At 66.7% G+C, this 22,749-nt stretch carries 25 protein-coding genes; 8 read left to right on the top strand and 17 right to left on the bottom strand.

Going from position 1 to position 22,749, the window contains the following annotated elements:
* The first annotated feature begins 19 nt into the window (after positions 1 to 19).
* Together ARADN35_RS0113425 and ARADN35_RS0113420 are read left to right on the top strand one after the other, a co-directional pair.
* On the top strand, positions 20 to 1,012 hold the full coding sequence (locus tag ARADN35_RS0113425) for a DUF1852 domain-containing protein (RefSeq protein ID WP_010462937.1): 993 nt from the start codon (positions 20 to 22) through the stop codon (positions 1,010 to 1,012).
* Between the two features lie 76 nt (positions 1,013 to 1,088).
* On the top strand, positions 1,089 to 2,114 hold the full coding sequence (locus ARADN35_RS0113420; RefSeq protein WP_010462935.1) for a methionine synthase: 1,026 nt from the start codon (positions 1,089 to 1,091) through the stop codon (positions 2,112 to 2,114).
* A gap of 140 nt (positions 2,115 to 2,254) precedes the next feature.
* Here the strand turns inward: ARADN35_RS0113420 and ARADN35_RS0113415 are convergent, their stop codons facing one another.
* From ARADN35_RS0113415 to ARADN35_RS0113400, 4 genes are all read right to left on the bottom strand, one after another.
* Positions 2,255 to 3,421, bottom strand: coding sequence for a mandelate racemase/muconate lactonizing enzyme family protein (locus ARADN35_RS0113415; RefSeq protein WP_010462933.1), 1,167 nt, complete (start codon positions 3,419 to 3,421; stop codon positions 2,255 to 2,257).
* 52 nt (positions 3,422 to 3,473) lie between these two features.
* Positions 3,474 to 4,172 (bottom strand): SDR family NAD(P)-dependent oxidoreductase, encoded by a 699-nt coding sequence (locus ARADN35_RS0113410; RefSeq protein ID WP_010462931.1) that lies wholly within the window; start codon positions 4,170 to 4,172, stop codon positions 3,474 to 3,476.
* The gene (locus tag ARADN35_RS0113405) at positions 4,162 to 5,136 is read right to left on the bottom strand and encodes a Bug family tripartite tricarboxylate transporter substrate binding protein (protein ID WP_010462929.1); all 975 of its coding nucleotides are present in this window, start codon (positions 5,134 to 5,136) and stop codon (positions 4,162 to 4,164) included. The genes ARADN35_RS0113410 and ARADN35_RS0113405 overlap by 11 nt, the downstream gene beginning before the upstream one ends.
* Before the next feature lie 79 nt (positions 5,137 to 5,215).
* On the bottom strand, positions 5,216 to 6,163 hold the full coding sequence (locus ARADN35_RS0113400; protein WP_010462927.1) for a dihydrodipicolinate synthase family protein: 948 nt from the start codon (positions 6,161 to 6,163) through the stop codon (positions 5,216 to 5,218).
* Between the two features lie 116 nt (positions 6,164 to 6,279).
* Between ARADN35_RS0113400 and ARADN35_RS0113395 the strand changes: the two genes are divergently transcribed.
* Positions 6,280 to 7,230 (top strand): LysR family transcriptional regulator, encoded by a 951-nt coding sequence (locus ARADN35_RS0113395; RefSeq protein ID WP_010462925.1) that lies wholly within the window; start codon positions 6,280 to 6,282, stop codon positions 7,228 to 7,230.
* A 42-nt stretch (positions 7,231 to 7,272) separates the two neighbouring features.
* Here ARADN35_RS0113395 and ARADN35_RS0113390 read toward each other — a convergent pair whose 3' ends face one another.
* On the bottom strand, positions 7,273 to 7,662 hold the full coding sequence (locus tag ARADN35_RS0113390; RefSeq protein ID WP_010462923.1) for a tautomerase family protein: 390 nt from the start codon (positions 7,660 to 7,662) through the stop codon (positions 7,273 to 7,275).
* Between the two features lie 97 nt (positions 7,663 to 7,759).
* On the opposite strand from ARADN35_RS0113390, the gene ARADN35_RS0113385 reads away from it, so the two are divergent.
* On the top strand, positions 7,760 to 8,617 hold the full coding sequence (locus ARADN35_RS0113385) for a LysR substrate-binding domain-containing protein (protein WP_010462922.1): 858 nt from the start codon (positions 7,760 to 7,762) through the stop codon (positions 8,615 to 8,617).
* Between the two features lie 41 nt (positions 8,618 to 8,658).
* On the opposite strand, the gene ARADN35_RS0113380 is transcribed toward ARADN35_RS0113385, so the two are convergent.
* Both ARADN35_RS0113380 and ARADN35_RS0113375 read right to left on the bottom strand, forming a co-directional pair.
* On the bottom strand, positions 8,659 to 9,219 hold the full coding sequence (locus ARADN35_RS0113380) for a DUF922 domain-containing Zn-dependent protease (RefSeq protein WP_010462920.1): 561 nt from the start codon (positions 9,217 to 9,219) through the stop codon (positions 8,659 to 8,661).
* A 65-nt stretch (positions 9,220 to 9,284) separates the two neighbouring features.
* On the bottom strand, positions 9,285 to 10,919 hold the full coding sequence (locus ARADN35_RS0113375; protein WP_010462919.1) for a wax ester/triacylglycerol synthase family O-acyltransferase: 1,635 nt from the start codon (positions 10,917 to 10,919) through the stop codon (positions 9,285 to 9,287).
* A gap of 249 nt (positions 10,920 to 11,168) precedes the next feature.
* On the opposite strand from ARADN35_RS0113375, the gene ARADN35_RS0113370 reads away from it, so the two are divergent.
* On the top strand, positions 11,169 to 11,423 hold the full coding sequence (locus tag ARADN35_RS0113370; protein WP_010462918.1) for an acyl-CoA-binding protein: 255 nt from the start codon (positions 11,169 to 11,171) through the stop codon (positions 11,421 to 11,423).
* Between the two features lie 79 nt (positions 11,424 to 11,502).
* Here ARADN35_RS0113370 and ARADN35_RS0113365 read toward each other — a convergent pair whose 3' ends face one another.
* On the bottom strand, positions 11,503 to 12,435 hold the full coding sequence (locus ARADN35_RS0113365) for a hydroxymethylglutaryl-CoA lyase (protein ID WP_010462917.1): 933 nt from the start codon (positions 12,433 to 12,435) through the stop codon (positions 11,503 to 11,505).
* A gap of 212 nt (positions 12,436 to 12,647) precedes the next feature.
* Here ARADN35_RS0113365 and ARADN35_RS0113360 point away from each other — a divergent pair, with 212 nt between their 5' ends.
* On the top strand, positions 12,648 to 13,709 hold the full coding sequence (locus ARADN35_RS0113360; protein ID WP_010462915.1) for an ornithine cyclodeaminase: 1,062 nt from the start codon (positions 12,648 to 12,650) through the stop codon (positions 13,707 to 13,709).
* An 11-nt stretch (positions 13,710 to 13,720) separates the two neighbouring features.
* On the opposite strand, the gene ARADN35_RS0113355 is transcribed toward ARADN35_RS0113360, so the two are convergent.
* The 3 genes from ARADN35_RS0113355 to ARADN35_RS0113345 are packed head-to-tail and all read right to left on the bottom strand — an operon-like array spanning position 13,721 to position 16,016.
* On the bottom strand, positions 13,721 to 14,425 hold the full coding sequence (locus tag ARADN35_RS0113355) for a nitroreductase (RefSeq protein WP_010462914.1): 705 nt from the start codon (positions 14,423 to 14,425) through the stop codon (positions 13,721 to 13,723).
* Between the two features lie 17 nt (positions 14,426 to 14,442).
* A complete protein-coding gene (locus ARADN35_RS0113350; protein WP_010462912.1) occupies positions 14,443 to 14,850 on the bottom strand; it encodes a polyhydroxyalkanoic acid system family protein in 408 nt (135 codons plus the stop codon).
* Between the two features lie 11 nt (positions 14,851 to 14,861).
* Entirely contained in the window at positions 14,862 to 16,016 is a 1,155-nt protein-coding gene (locus tag ARADN35_RS0113345) for an aminopeptidase (RefSeq protein ID WP_010462910.1), read from the bottom strand.
* Positions 16,017 to 16,098: 82 nt separating this feature from the next.
* On the opposite strand from ARADN35_RS0113345, the gene ARADN35_RS0113340 reads away from it, so the two are divergent.
* The gene (locus ARADN35_RS0113340; RefSeq protein WP_010462908.1) at positions 16,099 to 16,773 is read left to right on the top strand and encodes a DNA-3-methyladenine glycosylase I; all 675 of its coding nucleotides are present in this window, start codon (positions 16,099 to 16,101) and stop codon (positions 16,771 to 16,773) included.
* Here ARADN35_RS0113340 and ARADN35_RS0113335 read toward each other — a convergent pair whose 3' ends face one another.
* The 4 genes from ARADN35_RS0113335 to ARADN35_RS0113320 all read right to left on the bottom strand — a co-directional run bounded on the left by ARADN35_RS0113335 (position 16,774) and on the right by ARADN35_RS0113320 (position 19,680).
* A complete protein-coding gene (locus tag ARADN35_RS0113335) occupies positions 16,774 to 17,973 on the bottom strand; it encodes an MFS transporter (protein WP_010462906.1) in 1,200 nt (399 codons plus the stop codon).
* A gap of 21 nt (positions 17,974 to 17,994) precedes the next feature.
* A complete protein-coding gene (arsC, locus tag ARADN35_RS0113330) occupies positions 17,995 to 18,417 on the bottom strand; it encodes an arsenate reductase (glutaredoxin) (protein ID WP_010462904.1) in 423 nt (140 codons plus the stop codon).
* Between the two features lie 71 nt (positions 18,418 to 18,488).
* On the bottom strand, positions 18,489 to 19,166 hold the full coding sequence (locus ARADN35_RS0113325; RefSeq protein ID WP_010462901.1) for a DUF1045 domain-containing protein: 678 nt from the start codon (positions 19,164 to 19,166) through the stop codon (positions 18,489 to 18,491).
* A 52-nt stretch (positions 19,167 to 19,218) separates the two neighbouring features.
* On the bottom strand, positions 19,219 to 19,680 hold the full coding sequence (locus ARADN35_RS0113320; protein WP_010462900.1) for an Lrp/AsnC family transcriptional regulator: 462 nt from the start codon (positions 19,678 to 19,680) through the stop codon (positions 19,219 to 19,221).
* Positions 19,681 to 19,777: 97 nt separating this feature from the next.
* Between ARADN35_RS0113320 and ARADN35_RS0113315 the strand changes: the two genes are divergently transcribed.
* Positions 19,778 to 20,746, top strand: coding sequence for an EamA family transporter (locus ARADN35_RS0113315; RefSeq protein ID WP_029414002.1), 969 nt, complete (start codon positions 19,778 to 19,780; stop codon positions 20,744 to 20,746).
* Here ARADN35_RS0113315 and ARADN35_RS0113310 read toward each other — a convergent pair.
* Complete coding sequence (locus tag ARADN35_RS0113310) at positions 20,691 to 21,089, bottom strand: RidA family protein (RefSeq protein ID WP_029414001.1); 399 nt, start codon at positions 21,087 to 21,089, stop codon at positions 20,691 to 20,693. The two genes, ARADN35_RS0113315 and ARADN35_RS0113310, sit on opposite strands and share 56 nt — an antisense overlap.
* Complete coding sequence (locus ARADN35_RS0113305; RefSeq protein ID WP_010462895.1) at positions 21,089 to 22,747, bottom strand: AMP-binding protein; 1,659 nt, start codon at positions 22,745 to 22,747, stop codon at positions 21,089 to 21,091. The genes ARADN35_RS0113310 and ARADN35_RS0113305 overlap by 1 nt, the downstream gene beginning before the upstream one ends.
* Positions 22,748 to 22,749 lie beyond the last annotated feature (2 nt).

The following is a 22,749-nucleotide window of genomic DNA, read 5'->3' as shown; positions in this document are numbered from 1 at the left end:
TTCAAGCCACTGGACCGCCATGAACGACGAACTCAGCTTCAGCCTCAAAAGCATATGTTTCGATGAAAACTATGAGCCATCGGACAGCACGCGCATGACCACCAACTTTGCCAACCTGGCCCGGGGAGCCAGTCGGCAACAGAACCTGCGCAACACGCTGAAGATGATTGACAACCGCTTCAACGACCTGGCGCATTGGGACAACCCGACGGGGGACCGCTACTGCGTCGAGCTCGAGATCATCTCGGTCGAGATGAGCGTGAATGCCAAGGCTGGCCATGCTGCTTTTCCGCTGATCGAGATACTGAAAACCTGCATCCTCGACAAGACAGCGAACCAACGCATCCCTGGCATTGCCGGGAACAATTTTTCCTCCTACGTGCGCGACTACGACTTCAGCGTGCTGCTTCCTGAGTACAACGCCCATCGCGCGCAATTCAGTACCCCCGATGATTTTGGCGACCTGCATGGAAAGCTGTTCCAGCAGTTCGCCAACTCGCGCCTCTACAAGGAGCGCTTCGGCAAGCCGCCCGTCATCTGCATCAGCGCTTCGACCAGCAAGACCTATCGACGCACCGGCAACCAGCACCCGGTATTGGGCATCGAGTACCAACAGAGCGAGCTGTCCTGGACCGACCAATACTTCGCAAAAATGGGGATGCAGGTCCGATTCTTCATGCCGGCGAATGGCGTCGCGCCGCTGGCGTTCTACTTTCACGGAGACCTGCTGGGCGACTACACGAGCCTGGAGTTGATCGGCACCATCAGCACGATGGAAACCTTTCAGAAGATCTACCGCCCCGAGATCTACAACGCCAATTCAGCGGCAGGAAAACTCTACCAACCGAGCCTGAAGAACCAGGATTACTCGTTGACGCAGATCGTGTATGACCGGGAAGAGCGCAGCCAGTTGGCGGTCAAGCAGGGCAAGTTTGCGCAGGAGCACTTCATCAGGCCGTACAAGAAAGTCCTGGAGCAATGGGCTGCTGCTGATGCTGCCCACGCCCACTGAATACTCGGCTTCCATCACCGGGCCAGTCTCCCGGAATATGCTCACCCACCCCTCTTTGCTTCAAAGGAATTGTCAGATGTTTGAAACCTCCATCGCAGGCAGCCTGCCCAAACCCGCCTGGCTGGCTGAAACCAACAAGCTCTGGCCCCAGTGGATGGCCGAGGGCGATGCGCTGCGCCAGGCCAAGGCCGACGCCACCCTGCTGTGGATCAAGGCCCAGGAAGACGCGGGCCTGGACATCGTGGGCGACGGCGAGCAATCGCGCCAGCACTTTGTGCACGGCTTCCTCGAGCAGGTCGAAGGCATCGACTTCGAGCACAAGGTGAAGATGGGCATCCGCGACAACCGCTACGACGCGATGGTGCCTCAGGTGGTCTCGGCCCTGCGCCTGAAGGGCCGCGTGCATGCCTTCGAGGCACAGCTGGCGCGCGCGCACACCAGCAAAAAACTGAAGTTCACCCTGCCTGGCCCGATGACCATCGTCGACACCGTGGCAGACCGCTTTTACGGAGACAAGGTCAAGATGGCCTTCGCGTTTGCGGAGCTGCTCAACCAGGAAGCGCTGTCGCTGCAGGCCGATGGCGTGGACATCATCCAGTTCGACGAACCCGCCTTCAACGTCTACATGAAGGACGCCGCCGACTGGGGCGTGCAGGCGCTGGAGCGCGCAGCGCAGGGCCTGACCTGCACGACGGCGGTGCACATCTGCTACGGCTACGGCATCAAGGCCAACACCGACTGGAAGAGCACCCTGGGCGATGAATGGCGCCAGTACGAGGCAGTGTTCCCCGCGCTGGCCAAGAGCAGCATCGACCAGGTGAGCCTGGAATGCATCCATTCCCATGTGCCGCCCGACCTGATGAAGCTGCTGGCCGGCAAGGACGTGATGGTCGGCGTGATCGATGTGGCGAGCGACGTGGTCGAAACCCCCGAGGAAGTGGCGGACACCATCGCCCGGGCACTGGAGTTCGTGCCCAAGGAGCGGCTGTTCCCTTGCACGAATTGTGGTCTGGCGCCCATGGGGCGGGACGTCGCTTGGCGCAAGCTGAAAGCGTTGGCAGAGGGCACAAAGCTGGCCAAGGAACGGCTCGCCGCGGCGTAATCCCAACCGGGTTGTCTTGGTGTTGCGCCCGCTGGGTGACTCCGTCAGACATCGGAAACTGAAGTGGCCGCCGACGCAGTCACTTCAAATTTCATAGCTGTCAGCGCTTGCTTGACAAGCGCTGGAGCCTTATTGCACTGTCAAGACGCCAGCGCCCGCATCTCCGCGATCAGGTCCGACTTGCCCTCGAAGCCGATGCCCGGCAGTGGCGGCAGCGTGACATAGCCGTTCTCGACCTTCACGCCATCGGGGAAGCCGCCGTAGGGCTGGAACAAGTCCGGGTAGCTCTCGTTGCCGCCCAGGCCCAGGCCTGCGGCAATGGCCAGCGACATCTGGTGGCCGCCGTGCGGGATGCAGCGGCTGGGGGACCAGCCGTGTTCCTTGAGCATGTCGAGCGTGCGCAGGTACTCCACCAGGCCGTAGCTCAGTGCGCAGTCGAACTGCAGCCAGTCGCGGTCCTTGTGCATGCCGCCGTGGCGGATCAGGTTGCGCGCGTCCTGCATCGAGAACAGGTTCTCGCCTGTGGCCATCGGGCCCTTGTAGACCTCGCCCAGCTTGGCCTGCAGCTCATAGTCCAGCGGGTCGCCGGCTTCCTCGTACCAGAACAGCGGGTACTGCGACAGGGCCTTGCCGTAGTCGATGGCGGTGGCCAGGTCGAACCGGCCGTTGGCGTCCACCGCCAGCTGCTGGCCCGGGCCCAGGATCTTGAGCACCGACTCGATGCGCTCGCAGTCCTCGGCCAGCGTCGCGCCGCCGATCTTCATCTTGACCACCGAGTAGCCGCGCGCCAGGTAGCTTTCCATTTCACGCTGCAGCGCTTCGAGCCCTTTGCCGGGGTAGTAGTAGCCACCGGCGGCGTAGACGAACACGCGCGGGTTGGGCGTGCCGTTGCCGTAGCGCTCGGCCAGCAGCTGGAACAGTGGCTTGCCCGCTATTTTTGCCGTGGCGTCCCACACCGCCATGTCGATGGTGCCCACCGCCACCGAGCGCTCACCGTGGCCGCCGGGCTTCTCGTTGATCATCATCTGCGCCCAGACCTTGTGCGGGTCGATGTTCTCGCCGGTGGCGTCCAGCAGGCTGGCGGGCTCCGCCTCCAGCACACGCGGGATGAAGCGGTCGCGCATCAGCGCGCCCTGGCCATAGCGGCCGTTGGAGTTGAAGCCGTAGCCGATCACCGGTTTGCCGTCGCGGATCACGTCGGTGACCACGGCCACGAGGCTGAGCGTCATCTTCGAGAAGTCGATGTAGGCGTTGCGGATGTCCGACTTGATGGGACGGGTCGATTCGAGGATGTTGACGATCTTCATGGTGGTCGTGGTGGTGGATGAAACAAAAAAGGAAGGGCGACGAAACAAGCGATCAGCGGGCGAGCGATGAGCCTCCGCAGATCGCGATGTCCTGCCCCGTGATGGCGGCGGCAGGGGCGGAAAGAAGAAAGCCCACCAGCGCGGCGATCTCGGCCGGCTCGATCAGCCGGCCGATGGGCGGCAGGCGCGGCGCACTTCCGGCACGCGCCGGGTCGTTCAACATGCCGGTAGCCGTGGCCGCGGGGGAGACCACGTTCACCGTCACGCCCTGCGCGGCCACCTCGGCGGCCCAGCTGCGCGCCAGAGCGATCAGCGCGGCCTTGGTCGCGGCGTACTGCCCGCGCCCTGCCATGCCCTGCGCCACCCGGCTGCCGATGAACACCACACGCCCCCGGCCGCGCTGGGCCATGCCGGGCACGATGGCGTCGGCCAGGCGGGTGGCGGCATCCACATGCAGGCGCCACATCAGCTCGCCGCCCGCATGGTCGAGCTGGCCCAGCGGCCCAACGCGCAGTACGCCGGCCGCATGGATCAGCGCGTCCACGCCGGGCAGTGTGGTGGCCACGCGGGCGATGTCTGCGCCATCGGCCAGGTTGACAGGCGTGTGGGTGAACGACGGATGCACGACCGTCGCCTGGGCCACGTCGAGGCCTGTCACGCGCCAGCCGTTTGCCAGCAGCGATTCGGCGATGCTGCGGCCTATGCCGCTGCTGGCGCCAGTAACGACGGCGTGGCCGGCATTACTCGACACGGATGTTGCCCTCGGTGACGATCTTCTGGGACCGCTCCATGTCGCTGCGCTGGAACTTGGCGAAGTCCTCCACGCTGCCCGGCGTGGTCAGCAGGCCCTGCTCGCGCAGCTTGGGTGTCATCTCGGCCAGGGCCTTGTTCACCTCGGTGTTCAGCCGCTGGGTGATGTCCGTCGGCAGCTTGGCCGGGCCCCACAGGCCATACCAGCTGTAGAACTCGTAGCCCGGAATCGTCTCGCCCACCGTGGGCACGTCGGGCAGGCTGGCCGCGCGCTGGGCGGAGGTGACGGCCACCACGCGCAGCATGCCGCTCTTGTGGTACTGCAGCGAGCCGAGAATGGGGTCGATGAAGCCGTCGATCTGCCCGCCGATCAGGTCCTGGAACGCAGGCGCCGTGCCCTTGTACGGCACGATCAGGTAGTCGAGCTGGCCGGCGCGCTTGAGCAGTTCGGTCGACAGGTGCCCGGCCGACCCGATGGAGCCCACGGCGAAGGTCATCTTGCCGGGGTTGGCCTTGGCGTACGCCATCAGCGACTTGATATCGGTGACCGGCAGGTTCTTGTTGATGGCCACCGACAGCGGGGCCTTGGCCACCAGCGCGACGGGCGTGAAGTCCTTGACCACGCCGTAGGGCACGGACTTCATGGTCATCGGCGCGGTGGTGAAGGTGGACGCGTTGAACAGCAGCGTGTAGCCGTCGGCCGGGGCCTTGGCCACCACGTCGCCGCCGATCACGCCGTTGCCGCCGGGCTTGTTCTCCACGATGAAGTTCTGGCCCATCTGCTCGCCCAGCTTCTGCGCCAACTGGCGGCCCACGGTGTCGAGCGTGCCGCCCGGCGGGAAGGGGATGACCACCCGCACCGGCTTGGCGGGGTAGGCCTGTGCAAAGGCGCTGGCCGCCATCGCGAGCGCGGCTGCGCCAAAGGCCGTGCGCAGAGCTGCGCGAAGGAAATGTTTGCGTTGCATGGTGTCTTGTCTCCGTTTTTTTGTTCGAGAACTACCAACGCGGGGGATTGACTTGAGATACCCCGCTCACATCCATCACTCAGCGCTTGAGCAGACCCGCCTGCTTCACCGCAGCGCGCAGGGCTTCGACTTCCTTCGCGTTGGGCGCCTCGGTGGGCGGGCGCACGGTGGCGTCGTCCAGCACGCCCGCCAGGTACATGCCGCCCTTCATGCGGGCATGGGCCTCGCCGGTGGGCTCGCCGCCGCCGTACACCGCGTCCTTCAGGGGCGTGATGACGGCCTGCACGGCCATGGCCTTCTTCAAATCACCGGCCTTCACCGCGTTCCACAAATCGATGATGAGCTGCGGGATGAAGGTGGCGAAGCCCACCAGCGCGCCGTCCACGCCCTGCACCATCGAGGCCAGCAGGTACTCGTCGTGGCAGGTCAGGATGGCCTTGGACGCATCGGCCTCGCGGATCGCCTGGATGTCGCGGGCGTACTTGTTCATGTCGCGCTGGCCCACCTTGAAAGCCTGCAGATAGGGCAACCGGGCCAGGTCGGCCAGCAGCTGCGACGAGTACGAGGCGCGCGTCCAGGCGGGGTAGACGTGGCAGATCAGGTCGGCGCTGGGTGCGGCCTTGTGGATGGCCTCGAAGTACTGCAGCGCGTGGCCGGGCGTGAAACCGAAGCGCAGCCAGTGGTGCGGGGGCATCACGTCGAGCGCCACCGCGCCCGCCTCGACGGCGGCGCGGGCATGCTCGGCCGCATCGGCCAGGCCCTCGCAGACGATGGAGGAGATCACCGGCACAGGCCGTGCCAGGCCCTTGAGCTCGTCGGCCACGATGCGGGTGACCTCGGCGCGCTCGGCCGGCGTCAGCGAAAAGACCTCGCCCGTGTGGCCGTTGGTCATGATGGCGACCACGCCTTCGTGGCCCGCCAGCCAGGACGCGAGCTTGCGCAGCGCGGGCTCGTCGATGCGGTGGTCAGGGGTGAAGGGGCACGAGATGGCGGGGATGATCCCGCGATAATTCGAGATGGCAGGCATGCTTTTTTGTCTCCGTAGGGGAAAGCTGGTGAACGACGGGGTGGATCATTTCCCGTGGCGCGCCAGCGGTCCAATACTTCAATCGCATACAACTATCGCAAGGCGGGAACGCACCCATGGGCCCTGGCAACCGACCGCTGGATCTGGAGTGGCTGGAGGACTTTCTGGCCCTGGCCGAGACCGGCAATTTCTCGCGCGCGGCCGAGGCGCGCTCGATTGCCCAGCCCGCGTTCAGCCGCCACATCCGGGCGCTGGAGGACTGGGTGGGGGTCGAGCTGTTCGACCGCAGCGCGCACCCCGCGGCGCTCACGCCGGCGGGCCAGCGGTTCCTGCCGCTGCTCGAAGCCATCTTGGCCAACCTGGAGGCTGCGCGCATCAAGGCCCGCGCCGCGCACGACGTGGCCGCGGCCAGCCTGCGGTTTGCGGCCACGCACGTGCTGTCGCTCACCTTCTTTCCGCGCTGGCTGGTGGGCATCGAAGCCCGGCTGCAGATGGGCCCCATCCAGACCATGTCCGACAGCTCGCATGCCTGCGAGGACCTGATGCTGCAGCGCCGCGTGCAGTTCGTGCTGTGCCACGGCCACCCGGACGTGCCGGGCCGGCTGGACGAGGCGCAGTACCCGGTGCTGCGCCTGTCGGATGATGTGCTGCTGCCGGTGAGCGCGCCCATGCCCAAGTCGCCGGGCCGCCCGCTGCACGCCATCGTGCAGCAGGACGCGGTGCCCGTGCTGGCCTACAGCGAGGCCTCGGGCCTGGGGCGCATCATGCGATCGCGCATGCGCCATCTGTTCAGCGAGGGGCCGGACGCCGCCATGCCGCAGGGCGTGTCGGTGGTGTTCACCGCGCACCATGCGGTGTTGCTCAAGACTATGGCGCTCGAAGGCCGTGGCGTGGCCTGGCTGCCCGAAAGCCTGATCACCGATGAACTCAAGGCCGGCACGCTGGTGGCCGCGGGCGGCAGCGACTGGAGCCTGCCGGTGCAGATCCGTCTGTACCGCCAGCGCGCCGAAATGTCGCCCATGGCCGAGGCGGTGTGGGAGCTGTCCGCGTCGCTGGCGGAGGCCTGAGGCCTTTGCCGCCCACCTGCGCTGCGGGTGCCGAGTGCTGCGCTACGCAGGCTGCGCGTACTGCGCCAGGCCGTGGCCGAACGACCAGTTCTCCTTGGCCACTTCCACGATGTTCACGAACACGTCTTCGGGCCGGAGGCCCGGGCTTTCGCCCAGCAACTGTGCGATGCGCGCGAACAGCGCCTTCTTCTGCTCCAGCCCGCGCGTGTTGTTGGCGGTGATCTGGATGAACACCACATCGTCGCTGCGCGCCACGCCCAGGTAGGTGGGGCTGTAGCGGAAGTTCGCGGCGTCGTGCTCGGTGATGGTCATGAACTGGTCGTCCTCGGGCACGTTGAAGGTCTCGCGCATCGCGCGGTACAGCGTGTCGAAAATGGCTTGGCGGTAGGCCACGGGCTTGCCGGCGCGCAGGGCAATGTGGATGAGGGGCATCGCAGGGTCCTTGGTGAACAACAAACAAGAAGAAGCTGGCGAAATGCTATCCATATGAATATGCTATGGATACCTATTTCAGAAATTTCGAAATCAAATGGTTGAGCGATCCCTGGACCTCGATGCCGTCGAGGCCTTCGTGCGCATCGCCGAGCTGGGCAGCTTCACCCGCGCGGCCGAGGCCATGGGCACGGCGCAGGCTGCGGTCAGCCTCAAGCTGCAGCGGCTGGAGGCCCGACTGGGCTGCAGGCTGATCGAACGCACGCCGCGGCACGTGCAGCTGTCGGCCCGGGGCGCGGCGTTTCTCGAACATGCCCGCGAGCTTCTGGCCGTGCACGACCGCGCATTGACCTCTTTCGTCCAGGCCCGCCAGCGCCTGACCATCGGCATCAGCGACCACGTGGCCGGGCCCGAGCTGCCCGCGCTGATCGCCCGCATGAATGCGCAGGACCCGCAGCTGTTGATCGAGATCCGCATCGGGTCGTCGGGCGACCTGCTGCAGGCCTTCGACCGGCGTGAGCTCGATGCCGTGCTGGCCCGCATGCATGTGGGCCGCAGCGACGGCGAGCTGCTGGCCGAGGAACCGTTTGGCTGGTTTGCGGCCCCCGGCTGGCAGCACCGCGCGGGCGAGCCGTTGCCGCTGGCCACGCTGGCCGAGCCCTGCGGTGTGCGGGCGATGGCGGGGCGGTCGCTCGACGCGGCTGGCATCGCGTGGGCCGAGGTGTTTGTGGGTGGGGGGATCGCCGCAGTGACTGCAGCGGTGATGGCCGGGCTGGGCGTGGCGGCGCTTGCGCCGCGCATGCTGCCGCTAGGGGCGGTGGAGGTCGGCACGCGCCTGGGCTTGCCCGAGCTGCCGCGCCTGCCGGTGCTGCTGCACACACGCATCACGGACGGCCGCCCGCGCGATGCGCTGGGAGCGCTGTCGGCGGCTTTCCGCAGTGCGGTACGGGGATAACGCACAAGCCTGCTTGCTTGGTTAGTTCGTTCTTGGCTGGCTCACTCCAGCTTGGCGCCTTGCGATGCGCCGTGGCGCGTGTCGCGGTCGTACTGTTTCTCGCGCTCTGCATGCTCGCGCAGCAGACGGTGGCCAAGCTCATTGGCCTGGCGCTCCAGCGCCGCGCAATTGGATGCGGCAGGAAGTTGTGCAATGCCTTGGTCGACGGCACGGGCGGCGTCGCGGCCGAACTGCACGTGGCCTTGCTCGTGGCGTGACAGGGCTGGCACGTATCGGTCAAACACCGCCTGCTGGGAGGGGGTGGCGCGCCGCAACTCAGGCAACTGCACTTCGGTGCGCAAACGTGTAGTGACCTCCGTGATGCGGCACTGGCCTGATGCTTCGCTTTGCCAGCGGAAGGTCCAGCGGACATTCCACCGGGTGTGGCCGTGAAAGCGCTGCCCGTTCGTGGTGATGGGGGTGGCTGCGTTGAGTGCCTGCCGCAGCGTTTCGGAGGGGTGTGCATTCACGGCATACGGGCGCTCTGCATGCTCCTCGATCACGGCCGCCTGCGCACAGGCCCCCACCGTCCATAGCGCGAGCGGCAGGGCGGTGTTTTTCACCAGAGATCGCCGCGCAGGGGCGACCAGGCCGCGAAGTGCCGCAGGGTTCTCAGCTGATCGCCACCTCATTCGCCCCACGGCAGCATCAGCGTGAGCAGCGACAGCTGGTCGAACTCGGGCGCAAAGGCATCGATGATCCGCTGCGGCTCGGGGCACAGGGTGGTGTCGGTGATCACGCCAAATTGCACGCCGCCGCCATAGCTCAGGATGGAGACCCCGAGGCCGATGTCACCCGACTGCGGCACCCAGAACATGCACTGCGTGACGCGCGAGCCGCACAGCGTGAGCTGCTCCTTGGGGCCGGGCACGTTGGTCATCACCGCCGTGGTCTTGCGGCCAAACAGGTTGAGCAATGCGTCCTGCGCGGGTTTGATCATCAGGCCCGCCACGGCCAGCATGGCAAACGCCAGGATGGGCTGGGTGCTGCCCTTGAGCGCGTTCATGCGCTTGCGCACCTCGTACACCCGCTCCACCGGGTTGGCCATGCCGATGGGAAGCACCAGGGGCACCAGGCCGAAGCGGTTGCCCAGCTTCCAGGCTTCTTCCATGGGACGCAGGTTGACGGGGATCATGGCGCGGATCTCCTGGCCTGTGGGATCGTCGCCCTGGCTGCGCAGGTAGCCGCCGATGGCCCCTGCCACGCAGGACAGCAGCACATCGTTGATCGAGCAGTTGAGCGCCTTGCCGATGGCCTTGACCTCTTCCAGCGGAATGGGCGGGCACCACGCCACGCGCTTTGCGCTGCCCGGCTGGCCCTTCAGGCGCGTGGGCGAGTCGTCGGGCATCAGCGCGAGAGCTGCGGCATCGCTGACCAGCTGGTAGGCCACGCGCGCCATGTCCATGGTGCCGGTCAGCCCGTGGTGCATGGCTTTTTCTGGGTCGCCCAGCATCTGCAGCGACTTGGCCGCGCTATCGCCTGCCAGGTCCAGCGCCTTCACCGTGAGGCCAGTAAAGGGCTTGATGAGTGCGTCGGCGATCCAGTCCTCGGCCGTGGCGGCCTCTTTGTCCGCGCGCGGCTTGCGTTTGGGTGGCTCGGAGCCGCCATCGACCAGCGACATGGTCACCGAGATCAGCGCGATGCCATCCGCAATGCAGTGGTGGATGCGAACGATGAGCGCACTGCCCGGCTGACCGTCGTCGCCCACGAAGTCTTCGATCAGGTGCATCTGCCACAGGGGGCGGCGCGCATCCAGCGGCTGCATGGCGAGTTCGCCCACACGGTCCTGCAGCGCGCGCTGCATGCTGTGGCCTTTCTGGTGGGGCAGCTTCTCCCGCAGCACGTGGGCAGCGATGTCGAAGTTGCGGTCTTCCACCCAAGTGGCGCCCGCCGCGTCTTCCACCACACGCTGGCGAAAACGCGGGTACTGCAGCAGGCGCTGCTGCACGCGTTCGCACAGCGCGTCCCAGCCGATGCCGGGCGAGAGGGTCCACACCCCGTTGATCATCATGAGATTGCTGTGCGAGTCCATGCGCAGCCAGGCGGTATCGACCTTGCTCATGCGCTCGCCCGACAGGCCCAGCATGCCGGTGGCGGCACGGCGTACGTTCTTCTGCACCACGGTGGCGGCCTTGCGGGCGGCCGGGGGCAGGGCCTGGGCGGCTCGGCGGGCCACATCGGGGGCCTGGGCGCGCACCTTGCGCGATGTGGGGGCTGCGCCTTCGAGGGCGGTGGCGCTGGGGGCTGGAATGCGGGTCACCATCAGATGTACACCTGTTGTGTTTGTAAGGACTGGCGCAAACAAGGATGAATCGTCCGTTTCCTGGCAAGTAACCAGCACGTGGCTTCATCCCGGTTGGCACAAGCCGTGTTTTTTGGGGGCTTGCCTCTATGGATCGCACCGCTTGGCGCGGCGCGCAGCCCGTAAGATACAACGCAGCAACCTCTTGCCAACACCGTTCTTTCCCTCCCCCTTCCTCATCTTTCGATTTCCATCCAAGGAGCAACCGACATGGCCGACCTGAACGCCACCTTCGAAGCCGCTGTGGCCAATTCCAAGAACCTCAGCGAGCGCCCCGACAACGCCACGCTGCTCAAGATCTACGCGCTGTACAAGCAGGCCACGACTGGCGATAACACCGAGAAGAAGCCCAGCTTCTCCGACATGGTGGGCCGCGCCAAGTGGGACGCCTGGAACAACCTGAAGGGCACCGAGGCCGATGCAGCCAAGCAGCAGTACATCGACCTGATCACCTCGCTGAGCTGACACCCACGCGTCTGGCCGCTTGGCCAGAAAGACAAAAAGGCGACCGAGGTCGCCTTTTTTGCATTCCAGGACAACAGCTTCAACGGCGCATTGCGCCGGGCGCCCACCCTTTGGGCAACCCCGCCTCTGGCGTCATGCCATAGATCGGCTCGCCCGGCAGCCCCGCCTGCAGCGGCGCACGTGCGGCCATAAGGCGCTCCAGGTCGACGCCTGTGCCAATGCCCATGGCCTCGAACATGAACACCAGGTCTTCTGTCACCACGTTGCCCGATGCGCCCGGCGCATAGGGACAGCCGCCCAGGCCGCCCAGAGACGCATCGAACGTGCGCACCCCCACGTCGTAGGCCGCCAGGCAATTGGCCAGCCCCAGGCCCCGCGTGTTGTGCATGTGGGCCGCCCCGGCCCGGGTGCCCAGCTCGGCGCGCAGGCGCGTGAACAGGCGGCGCACCTGCGCCGGGTTGGCCATGCCGGTGGTGTCGGACAGCCCCACCTCGTCGGCGCCCGCCTCGGCGCACAGGCCCGCGAGCCAGATCACATCGTCCTCGGGCACTTCGCCCTGCAGCGTGCAGCCAAAGGCCGTGGACAACCCCACCTCCACCAGCATGGCGGGAGCCTGTGTATCGCGCAGGTGGACCACGGCGCGCACTTCCTCGACCATGGCCTCGCGCGTCTTGCGCACATTGGCCAGCGAATGCGCGGCGCTGGCCGACACCGGCAGCGTGACCTTGTGCACACCCGCCGCCAAGGCTGCCTCGGCGCCGCGCAGGTTGGGCGCCAGCGCCATCACGGTGACGCCGGGGTGGGCCAGCGCATGGCGCACCACCTCGGCCACATCGGCCATCTGGGGCAGCAGGCGCGCCGGGACAAACGAGCCGACTTCGATCTCGCGCAGGCCGGCCGCCACCAGCGCATCAATCCAGCGCAGCTTGTCGGCAGTGGGCATGGTGGCCTTCACGGACTGCAGGCCGTCGCGTGGACCGACTTCGCTGATGAGGATGTCCGAAGGCGTCATGGTGCGGAATGTTGTCGGAAGGGCATAGATTGCGCCCGGTAGGGGGAGGATAGCGCGCCCACGCCACCAGGGCGTGGGCGCCGGCTATTGTGCAAAGTGGCAAATTCCCCTGCCATACCGGCAAACCGGCCTGCAATATGCGGCAGTTTGGGCGATTCCCATTGCTGCGACGCTCCAGGACACTGCTTCTATCCCACCCGGAGACAAGCACCATGCCTTCCAAAAATCACTTTTCCACCCTTTACCTCAGTGCGCCCGATGTCATCGCATTGGTGCAACGCAAGGGCGTCGAGGCCTGCCTGCGCGGCATGGCCGACTACCTGCATGCCGACTACCTGCGCTGGAACGCCTTCGACAAATCGGCGCGTGTGGCCAGCCATTCGCGCGACGGCGTGATCGAGCTGATGCCCATTGCCGACGACCAGACCTATGCGTTCAAGTACGTCAACGGCCACCCCAAGAACACGCGCTGGGGCTTGTCCACGGTGATGGCGTTTGGCGTGCTGGCCGATGTGGCCACGGGGGCGCCGCTGCTGTTGAGTGAGCTCACACTCACCACCGCCCTGCGCACCGCCGCCATGTCGGCCGTGGCCGCCCGCGCTCTGGCCCGCCCCGGCGCTCGCACCATGGGGCTGATCGGCAACGGCGCCCAAAGCGAGTTCCAGGCGCTGGCCTTCCACCACCTGCTGGGCATCGACACCCTGCGGCTGTTTGACACCGACCCGGCCGCCACCGCCAAGCTGCAGGCCAACCTGCAAGGCACGGGCCTGCGCACCGTGGTCTGCACCAGCACGGCCGAGGCCGTGCGCGGCGCCGACATCGTGACCACGGTGACGGCGGACAAGACCAATGCCACCATCCTCACGCCCGACATGCTGGCACCGGGCATGCACATCAACGCAGTGGGGGGCGATTGCCCTGGCAAGACGGAGCTGCATGCCGATGTGTTGCGCCAGGCGCAGGTATTTGTCGAATACGCGCCGCAGACGCGCATCGAAGGCGACATCCAGCAACTGCCGGCCGACTTTGCCGTGACCGAGCTGTGGGAGGTGCTGGCGGGCCAGCGTGCGGGCCGGGCCAGCGATGCGGCGGTGACGGTGTTCGACTCCGTGGGCTTTGCGCTGGAGGACTTTTCTGCGCTGCGGTTCCTGCGCGACGCGGCCACCGAGTTGGGCATGGGCCAGCCCATGGAACTGATTCCCGAACTGTCAGACCCCAAGGACCTGTTCGGGGTGCTGCGCACGCGCAGCCCCTTGTTGCGCGCTGCCGCCTGATATCCGCTCGGTCAGTCCCGCCACACCACGCTGCCCGCCGGATCGGCACGCGTGGTGCGGAAATGGTTGGCCGGATGTTCCGGGTCCGCCATGCCGAACGAGATGCCGCAGACGATGGTGCGGTCCTCGCCAATGCCCAGCACGTCGCGCAGCACGCCGGGGTAGGAGGCCAGCGCAGCCTGTGCGATGGAGCCCACGCCCAGGCTGTGCGCGGCCAACATGAAGTTGCTCACATACGCGCCGCAGTCCACCGCACCATAGACGCCCAGCGCCTCGTCGCTGGTGACGATGGCCACATGCGGTGCGCCGAACATCGTGAAGTTCTGCGCCGCCTGGCGGGCCGAGGCCTCGCGGTCGCCCTTGGCAATGCCCAGCGCTTCGTACAGGCCCCAGCCACATTCGCGCCGCCGCTCCTGGTACACCCCCCGGTATTCGCGGGGCCAGGATAGGTCGGGCGCAGGGGCCGCTGTGGCCATGTGGGCCGACAGTGCGCTGCGCAGGCGCTCCAGCGTGGCGCCACTGGCAATGGTGAGCTGCCAGGGCTGCGCATTGCACCACGAGGCCGTGCGCTGCGCTGTGGCCAGGATGCGCTCGATGGTCGCGCGTGGCAGGGGTTCGGGCAGAAAGGCGCGGCAGCTGTAGCGGGTGTGGAGCAGTGTGGAGAGGGTGTCGAATGCCGGGCTGTAGGTAGCAGAGTCCGTGGCGGTGGATGTCATGGTCAGGGCCCCGGCGGCTACGCCTTCTTGGCCTTGGGTGCGGGTTTCGCCGCTGCTTTGGTGGCCGGCTTGTCTGCACCCGCCTCCGCCGCGTGTTTCTTCTTGTCGACAGCGGGCTTCTTGGCGCCGGGGTGGGGCGCATTGAGCAGGGCGTCGAGCTGTTCGCCAATTTCGGCCTCGATGCGGTCCTTGAACGCGCCGAACAGAAAACCGAGCTGTGCCTTCATCTCGAACTGGTGGGCATCCACCAGCAGTGTGCCCTTGACGCCCGAGCGGGTGAAGGTCAGCAGGTCCTCCTTCTCGCCTTCTTCGTAGGTGCATTCCATGTCGAATTTTTCTTCGGCCTTTTCGGCCCAGGAGAAGGCGACCTTGCGGGCTTCCTTGAAGCCCAGGTGGTGGTCGCGGTGGATGTGGATGTCGGGCATGGGTCGTCTCCTTAGGGCGTTGTCTGGGAAGGCCGCAGTGCGCGCAAGGCCTCGTGGCGTTGAGGCTGGGGCTGCTGCGTCAGTTGTCGTACGGCATCATAAAACCGGGGCCAGTCGCGGCCTTCGCGCTCAAACAGGGCTTCGAATCCGGGCACCAGTTCGTCGTAGGCGGCCTGGGCGGCAAAGCTGGCGTTGTTGGCCTTGGCCACCCAGCGGTCGTAGCCCGTCACTTGGGCCGTGGTGGCCTGGGGGGCGGGGCCGCCTGGTGTACCCAGCCAGCGTGCGCGCAGGGCTGCGTAGTCGGTGCGAAAAGCCTCCATTGCTTCAATTTTCATAGCTTCTAGCGCATTACCACCAAGCGCTGGGGCCTCTTTTTGTTCATAAATGGCTGCCAGCCGGGCGCGTGTGGCGCGCGTCAGCGCGCGGAAGGCGCTGCGCCGCGCCTCGCTGGTGGCAAACGCCTCGCGCGCCTGCGGGGTGGACTGGGTTGCGAGCCACTGCGCAATGCCGATGCGCTCCACGGCCGTGGCGAACGACTCGTTGAACAAGGTGTCGTTCTTGGCATAGACCACCTGGTGCGCCAGCTCGTGGAACAACAGGCGCACAAAGTCGCCCTCGGGCCAGGCGATGAAGGTGGAGAGCAGCGGATCGCCCCCCGCCCAGTTCATGTAGCCCAGCGTGGAGTACGCGGGCACGCCATACACCTCCACCTCCAGGCCTTGCGCGGCCAGTTCAGCCGCCTCGGCCTGCGCGGCGCCCTCGGTGAAGTAGCCCCGGTAGCCAATGCAACCCGTGACCGGGAAGCACCAGGTGTGCAGCGTGAGGGAGTACGGCGGCGCGGCCACCACGTTCCACACGGCGGCGGGGCGTTTGAGGTCCGCATAGCGGCGGTAGCTGGCGTTGTCGGGCAGGCCCAGCTCGGCCACGGCAAAGGTGCGGGCACGCTGCGCCAGCTGCAGCCGCTCGCGCAGGGCAGGTGGGACGTCGGTGCGGGCGATCCAGCGGTCGATCGGCTCGGCCGCCTGCATGATCTGCATGTGCCCCTGCACCGACTGCCAGTAGTAGCCCAGCATGCTGGTGGGGCTGGTGGTACTGGCGCAGCCCGCCAGGGCAAGGCTGATCATCAGGGGGGGCAAGGCTCGCAGGCGGGGGAGAAACTGGCGCATGCGGGCAGTTTATGGGCAGATCGCGTGGGGCGTCCGAAGGGGTGTCAGCAGCGTGGCCGGTGCAGTTTCTAGAATGCCACGCATGACCGTTGAACCCACCTCTCCGCCGCGTGACCTGCCTGACTTGCCCGAGGGCCTGTTTGCCGACGAGGCCGGCTGCCCGCGCTGCACTTGGTGCCAGGCCACGCCGTTTTACCGCCACTACCATGACCAGGAATGGGGCTTTCCGGTGGCGGACGACCGGCGGCTGTTCGAGAAGATCTGCCTGGAGGGCTTCCAGTCGGGCCTGAGCTGGCTGACCATCCTGAACAAGCGCGAGGGGTTTCGCGCAGCGTTTGCGAACTTCGATGCTGAGCAGGTTGCCGCTTTCGGCCCCACCGATGTCGAGCGCCTGGTGCAGGACGCGGCCATTGTGCGCCACCGGGGAAAGATCGAGTCCACCATCAACAATGCACGGCGCGTGCTGGAGCTGCGGCGCGAGTTCGGCTCACTCGCACACTACGCGTGGCGCTACGAGCCTGCCGCCGCCGACCGGCCCGAGCGCCTCACGCGCGAGGTGGCGCGCACCCTGTCCACGTCGCCCGCGTCCATCGCCATGTCCAAGGACCTGAAAAAACGCGGCTGGAGTTTTGTGGGCCCCACCACGGTGTATGCCTTCATGCAGGCCATGGGGCTGGTGAACGACCACCTGGAGGGTTGCCATTCGCGCGCCCCAGCGCTCAAGGCGCGGGCGGAGTTTGTGGCGCCGCGCGGTTGATCAGCGCTGCGCCACGGGCCGCAACACCCACAACGCTCCCAGCGCTGCCAACCCCAGCAGCGTGGTGGCCCACAGGGCGGCAGCGCCCACACCATCGATCAGCATGCCGAACAGCACGGGGGCAAAGGCCTGTGCCACGCGGGCAGGCACCATCATGAGGCCCTGGCGGGCGCCGTAGCCTGCAGGCCCAAACAGCACCAGCGGCAGCGTGCCCTTGGCAATGGTCAGGATGCCGTTGCCGGCCCCGTGCAACACCGTGAACACCGCGGCTGCGGGCCCGCCCACCACCATCAACAAGGCCGCGCCCACCGGGTGGGCCACCGCCGCCAGCTGGGCTGACAGCAATGGATGCAGGCGGCGCAGGAAGCCAAACTCCAGCAGCCGCGCCGCCACTTGGGCCGGGCCCACGAGCGCCGCCATGGTCACCGCCGTCTGCAACGATGTGCCACTGGCCTGCAGCAGGCGTGGCAGATGGGCCGCCATGGCAGTGCTGGTGAACCAGGTGACGGCAAACACGAAGGACAGGAGCACGGTGGTGCGCAGCGCGTGGTCGGGAGCGGGCGATGCAGGTGTGGCTGTTGTGGCGGCGGTGGAAGAGTGTGTACCGGCTCCTGTGGTTGGGCCCTTCTCTTCGGACGCGATGCGCGGCAACCAGCCGTTCAGCGGTAAGCCCACCAGCAAATGCAATGCTGCCCATCCCACACATGCGCCGCGCCAGCCCCATTGCACTTCCATCCAGGCCGACAGCGGCCAGCCCACGGTGCTGGCAAAACCCGCAATCAGCGTGATGCCGGTGATGGCACTGCGTGCGCCCTGGCCGTACAGGCGCACCAGCGTGGCAAACGCGGCCTCGTACAGGCCGGACCCCATGGCCACGCCCATCAGCACCCAGGCGGCAAACAGGCCCACGGGGCCTTGCGCCAGCGCCATGCCCGCCAGGCTGGCGGCAAACAGCAGGTTGGTGCCCACCAGCACCGGTCGCCCGCCATGGCGGTCGATGGTCCGACCCGCAACCGGCCCCAGCAACGCCGACACGATGAGCGCCACCGAGAACGCTGCGAACACGGTGGGGGTGGCCACGCCCAGATCGCGCGCCATGGGCACGGCCAGCATGGCGGGCAGGTAGTAGGACGAGGCCCAGGACAAGGTCTGGGCCGTGCCCAGGCGCGCCACGGTCCAGCGTTGTGAGGCGGCGGTCATGCGCCGCAGTGCGCTACGGCCTCAGACACGCTGGCCCTGGGCATTGGTCACGACTTCGCCATCTTCCTTGGTAAAGGCGCCTTGCTGGGGGGCGGGCAGGATATCCAGCACCTTCTCGGACGGGCGGCACAGCCGTGTGCCCAGGGGCGTGACCACGATGGGGCGGTTGATGAGGATGGGGTGCTGCAGCATCGCTTCGACGAGCTGCGCATCGGTCACGCCCGGCGCGTCCAGTTGCAGCTCGGTGAAGACCGCTTCCTTGGTGCGCACGGCGTGGATCACCGGTTCACCCGTGGCGGCGATCAGCGCCAGCAGGGTGGCGCGGTCAGGTGGGGTCTTGAGGTATTCGATGACTTCGGGCTCCACGCCGCTGTTGCGGATCATGGCGAGCGTGTTGCGGGACGTACCGCATTTGGGGTTGTGATAGATCGTGATGGAAGGCATGGCGGTGTCGGTGGTGGTCATTGAATTGGCTGTGGGCGGGTGGCAAGCTGTGCCAGGCGCTGTTCCAAGGGCTAAGGTGCCATCTCCACGTGGTCCAGCAGCACAAAGTCAGCGCCCGGCGTGGGCTCGGCAAACAGGGCCAGGCTGTTGAACTTCAGCGGGGGCAGGTCAGAGAAATATTCCTGCGCGGCATCAAAAACCAGGGCCTGCGTCCGCGCATCCACCTGCTGCAACGGGCCGGTGAGGGGCAGGTGAAAGCGGAACGCCTGCTGCGCCAGCGGATGTTCGCTGCGCAACGGTTCGGTGCCGGATGGCGGAGCGGCCAGGCGGTGCAGCGCGGCATGGCCGGCTGCAGCGGTTTCCTGCAAGGCGCTGTTGGCGGCGTGGGACGCAGGCAGCACCAGCGCCAGAACGTCGCCCACGCGCTCTACATGCAGGGTTGGCAATACACAGGGCATGAGGCTGTGGGCCAGCGCCTGCACGGCGTGGTGCAGCGTGAGCCAGTCCGTGCCGGGTGCCAGCGCAAAAGGCGCCAGGAGCGGGGCCTGCCAGCCACGGCGGCGCGGTGCGGCCGTCAGCCGGTGCAGGTCGTCAGCGGAAACCCCTGCAATACCCAGTTGCTGCAGGGGCTGCAGCAAGGCTGCGCAGCGGCCCAGCCAATGGCTGCCGGCCAGCCAGCCCAGGCTGCCGGGGTTGGGGGCAAAAGACACCGCATACCGATAGGCGGTGGAGGGTGCATCGTGGGCCATTGCGGGTGCTAGGAGCCTGTCGGACTTGGAAATCGTCGGCTGCAAATCGACCTCAGCCACCCTTGTCCCCGCTCATCCAGCCCAGGTCCAGCGGCCGGTCCTCGAACTCGGTGTTGAGCACCACGGTGCTGGTGGTGCGGGCCACACCGGCAATGGCCTTGATTTCGTAGATCACATCCTCCAGTGCGCGCGCATGCGTGGTGCGCACCTTGGCCAGAAAGTCGTATTCGCCCGCCACGCTGTGAAGTTCTTCCACCTGGGGCATGGCGCGCAGGCGCGGTGCCACGTCACGGCAATGGATGCCGCCGTCGTTGCGGATGGCCACGAAGGCGGTGAAGTTGAGCCCCACGCGCTCCGGGTCCACGCTGATCGAAAAACGGCGGATCACGCCCTTGTCCAGCAGCTTCTTCACGCGTTCGTGCACGGCGGCCGTGGACAGTCCCACTTCGGCCCCCACGTCGGCATAGGAGCGTCGGCCATCCGCTCCCAATGCCGAAATAATTCTGGCATCCATGTCGTCTGTCTGAATATTTGCTTGCATATTCGATTGATTTTGGTAAAAATTCCGAAAACCTCGCGGTTTCCATAAATTATTCGGTAAGGTGAAGAATATGCCGGCAATTTTCAACGCGCAACCCCGATCACAGCGAAGCTGGGCCGTCGCCATGGCACTGCTGCTGGTCTATGTGGTGTGGGGCACCACCTATTTCGCCATCGGCATTGCGGTGCAGACCATGCCGCCGCTGCTCATGAACGCCATCCGTTTTCTGTGCGCGGGCGGCGTGATGTTGCTGATTGCGCTGTGGCAAGGCCATGCACTGCCCACGCGGGTGCAGTGGCGCAATTCGGCGGTGGTTGGCGGCTGCATGGTGTTTCTGGCCATGAACCTGATGGGCTTTGCGCAAAAGCTGGGCATTGGTTCGGGCCTCATGGCCACGGTGGTCACCACCATGCCGATGTGGCTGGCGCTGTGGTCGCGCTGGGGCGGCGAGCGGGTGCCTTTCACCAGCTGGATCGGCCTGGCGCTGGGCGTGGTGGGCGCGCTGCTGCTGGCGCTGGAGGGGGATTTTTCGGCCACCTGGCTCGGTGCGCTGCTGGCCTTTGGTGCGCCGCTGTGCTGGAGCATCGGCTCGTATGCATCGCGCAAGCTCTCGTTGCCCGCACCTGCCATGGCCTCGGCCGCGCAGTGGTTTGCGGGCGGCGCGATGGGGCTGGTGGTGGCGCTGTGGTTCGAGCCGCTCTCGGCTCTGGGCCAGGTCAGCGCCAAGTCGTGGGCGGCGTGGGTCTATCTGCTGGTGTTTGGCACGCTGGTGGCGCTCAATGCGTATCTGTGGTTGCTGCAGAACACGTCGGCCGCGCTGGCGGGCAGCTATTCGTTCGTGAACCCTGCGGTGGCGCTGCTGGTGGGCGTGGCGCTGGGCGGCGAGCTGCTGACGGGTTGGGTGTTTGCCGCGCTGCCGTTGATTGGGGCGGCGCTGGCGTTCATCCTGTACGGGCAAGCGCTGCAGCGGTGGCTGGAAAAGCTCAGTCCGGGATTACGGCGGTTGCTTCAATCTCGATCTTCGCGCGCTCTTCCATGAGCCCCGCCACCTGCACACACGCCATCGCCGGGAAGTTCTTGCCCAGCACCTCGCGGTAGACAGCACCCAGCTCCTTCAGGCGGCTGTTGTATTCGTTGCGGTCGGTCACATACCAGGTCAGCCGCACCAGGTGCTCGGGGCCGGCACCACCGGCCTCCAGCACCGCACGCACATTCAGCAGGGTTTGCCGGGTCTGGGCGATGAAGTCGTCGCTCTCGAACTGCTGCTGCGCGTTCCAGCCGATCTGGCCGCCGGTGAAGACCATGGTGCCGCGTGCGGCCATGCCGTTGGCATAGCCCTTGGGGGCCACCCAGCCCTCGGGTTGCAATACTGTGTTCATCATCATGTTGTTTTTGTAGAGGAAGGAGCCGCAGCGCCCTGGCGCAGCTTGAAGCGCTGCAGTTTGCCGGTTTCGGTGCGGGGCAGGGTCGCGACGAACTCCACCACGCGCGGGTATTTGAACGGGGCGATGGTGGCTTTCACATGGTCCTGCAAGGTCTTGACCATGGCTGCATCGCCTGTGTGGCCGGGCTTCAAGACGCAGATGGCCTTGACCACCATGCCGCGCTCCTCGTCGGGCACGCCGATCACGCCGCACTCGGCCACGGCGGGGTGGCGCAGCAGGGCGTCTTCGACCTCGGGGCCGCCCACGTTGTAGCCGGCGGTGATGATCATGTCGTCGTCGCGCGCCTGGTAGAAGAAGTACCCGTCGGCGTCCTGCGTGAACGCGTCGCCCGGGTAGTTCCAGCCGTCCTTCACATACTTGGCCTGGCGCGGGTCGTCGAGGTACTTGCAGCCCGTGGGGCCGATCACGGCCAGCTTCCCTACCGTGCCCAGCGGCACCTCATGGCCACCGTCGTCGACCACCTTGGCGGTGTAGCCGGGCACGACCTTGCCGATGGCGCCAGGGCGGCTTTCGCCGCCCGCCGACGAGACAAAGATGTGGAACATCTCGGTGGCACCGATGCCGTCCGTCATGTCGATGCCGGTGGCGTTCTTCCACAGCTGGCGCGTTGCGTCGGGCAGGCCCTCGCCGGCGCTCACGCTGATGCGCAGCTGCGGCAGACCGATCTGTTGGGCGAACGGCGCCATCTGCCGGTAGAACGTGGGCGCGGTGTAGCAGATGGTGACGCCCGCATCGCGCATCAGGGTGACCATGGTCTCAGGGGTGTAGGGTTGGTCCGGGAAGTACACGCTGGCCCCGGCCCACATGGGGAAGACGAGCAAGCCGCCCAGCCCGAAGGTGAAGGCCAGCGGTGGCGATCCGGCCACGATGTCGTCGGGCGTGGCCCGCAGCACGTGGCGCGGCCAGGCCTCGCAGCCCGCCAGCACGTCGCGGTGCGTGTGCACGGCGGCCTTGGGTGCGCCGGTGGTTCCGGAGGTGAAGGCCATCAGCGCGATGTCGTCGGCCGATGTGGGGCAGGGCGGTGTGGTGCCCGGCTTGGCCTGCGCGCGCTGGATCAGGTCGGCCGCGTCGGGCGCGGTGTGAAACGGCACGATGGCGGCCAGCACGGGGTGCTGCGTTTGGGCGGCCTGCAGCTCGGCCAGCAGGCGACCGTCGCACAGCGCCAGCGTGGGTTGTGCGCGTTCAATGATGCTGGCCAGCTCGCCCGCGCGCAGCAGTGGCATGGTGGCCACTGCCACCAGCCCCGCGTAGACGGTGCCCAGCCAGGCCAGCGCCATCTCCACCGTGTTGCCGCCGCGCAGCAGCACGCGGTTGCCGGGCACGAGGCCGTGGTCCTGCATCAGTACCTCGGCGATGCGCGCGGCCTCGGTCCAGGCGTCGCGGTAGGTGTACGTGCGGTGCGGGCCGCGCAGCAGCGGGCGGTCGATGTGGCCGGCGCGCTCGGCCTGCTCAAACAGGGCCTGCACCAGGTTGGCCTGGGCAGCGATCTGCTGCTCGGGCAGGTCGTAGCGCATGGTCGGCAAGGCGGATGCGGGTGGCAGCCGGTCGTGCACGAAATGGTCGGGCTGGGCCGAGGGTTCGGAAGAGGCTTTCATGC

The organism is Acidovorax radicis N35 (assembly GCF_000204195.1).
Taxonomy (GTDB): Bacteria; Pseudomonadota; Gammaproteobacteria; order Burkholderiales; family Burkholderiaceae_C; genus Acidovorax; species Acidovorax radicis.
The sequence above is the reverse complement of the archived record's forward strand: the minus strand, read 5'-3'. Positions and strand labels throughout refer to the sequence as shown.

Excerpts from the sequence above, each read along its gene's own strand:
- ARADN35_RS0113390 (WP_010462923.1), bottom strand. The coding sequence starts at position 7,662 with ATGCCCCTCATCCACATTGCCCTGCGCGCCGGCAAGCCCGTGGCCTAC.
- ARADN35_RS0113400 (WP_010462927.1), bottom strand. The coding sequence starts at position 6,163 with ATGCCTGCCATCTCGAATTATCGCGGGATCATCCCCGCCATCTCGTGC.
- ARADN35_RS0113350 (WP_010462912.1), bottom strand. The coding sequence starts at position 14,850 with ATGCCCGACATCCACATCCACCGCGACCACCACCTGGGCTTCAAGGAA.
- ARADN35_RS0113355 (WP_010462914.1), bottom strand. The coding sequence starts at position 14,425 with ATGACATCCACCGCCACGGACTCTGCTACCTACAGCCCGGCATTCGAC.
- ARADN35_RS0113395 (WP_010462925.1), top strand. The coding sequence starts at position 6,280 with ATGGGCCCTGGCAACCGACCGCTGGATCTGGAGTGGCTGGAGGACTTT.
- ARADN35_RS0113310 (WP_029414001.1), bottom strand. The coding sequence starts at position 21,089 with ATGATGAACACAGTATTGCAACCCGAGGGCTGGGTGGCCCCCAAGGGC.
- ARADN35_RS0113370 (WP_010462918.1), top strand. The coding sequence starts at position 11,169 with ATGGCCGACCTGAACGCCACCTTCGAAGCCGCTGTGGCCAATTCCAAG.
- ARADN35_RS0113335 (WP_010462906.1), bottom strand. The coding sequence starts at position 17,973 with ATGACCGCCGCCTCACAACGCTGGACCGTGGCGCGCCTGGGCACGGCC.
- ARADN35_RS0113420 (WP_010462935.1), top strand. The coding sequence starts at position 1,089 with ATGTTTGAAACCTCCATCGCAGGCAGCCTGCCCAAACCCGCCTGGCTG.
- arsC (WP_010462904.1), bottom strand. The coding sequence starts at position 18,417 with ATGCCTTCCATCACGATCTATCACAACCCCAAATGCGGTACGTCCCGC.
- ARADN35_RS0113345 (WP_010462910.1), bottom strand. The coding sequence starts at position 16,016 with ATGCGCCAGTTTCTCCCCCGCCTGCGAGCCTTGCCCCCCCTGATGATC.
- ARADN35_RS0113415 (WP_010462933.1), bottom strand. The coding sequence starts at position 3,421 with ATGAAGATCGTCAACATCCTCGAATCGACCCGTCCCATCAAGTCGGAC.
- ARADN35_RS0113305 (WP_010462895.1), bottom strand. The coding sequence starts at position 22,747 with ATGAAAGCCTCTTCCGAACCCTCGGCCCAGCCCGACCATTTCGTGCAC.
- ARADN35_RS0113340 (WP_010462908.1), top strand. The coding sequence starts at position 16,099 with ATGACCGTTGAACCCACCTCTCCGCCGCGTGACCTGCCTGACTTGCCC.
- ARADN35_RS0113315 (WP_029414002.1), top strand. The coding sequence starts at position 19,778 with ATGCCGGCAATTTTCAACGCGCAACCCCGATCACAGCGAAGCTGGGCC.
- ARADN35_RS0113360 (WP_010462915.1), top strand. The coding sequence starts at position 12,648 with ATGCCTTCCAAAAATCACTTTTCCACCCTTTACCTCAGTGCGCCCGAT.
- ARADN35_RS0113320 (WP_010462900.1), bottom strand. The coding sequence starts at position 19,680 with ATGGATGCCAGAATTATTTCGGCATTGGGAGCGGATGGCCGACGCTCC.
- ARADN35_RS0113405 (WP_010462929.1), bottom strand. The coding sequence starts at position 5,136 with ATGCAACGCAAACATTTCCTTCGCGCAGCTCTGCGCACGGCCTTTGGC.
- ARADN35_RS0113325 (WP_010462901.1), bottom strand. The coding sequence starts at position 19,166 with ATGGCCCACGATGCACCCTCCACCGCCTATCGGTATGCGGTGTCTTTT.
- ARADN35_RS0113425 (WP_010462937.1), top strand. The coding sequence starts at position 20 with ATGAACGACGAACTCAGCTTCAGCCTCAAAAGCATATGTTTCGATGAA.
- ARADN35_RS0113385 (WP_010462922.1), top strand. The coding sequence starts at position 7,760 with ATGGTTGAGCGATCCCTGGACCTCGATGCCGTCGAGGCCTTCGTGCGC.
- ARADN35_RS0113375 (WP_010462919.1), bottom strand. The coding sequence starts at position 10,919 with ATGGTGACCCGCATTCCAGCCCCCAGCGCCACCGCCCTCGAAGGCGCA.
- ARADN35_RS0113365 (WP_010462917.1), bottom strand. The coding sequence starts at position 12,435 with ATGACGCCTTCGGACATCCTCATCAGCGAAGTCGGTCCACGCGACGGC.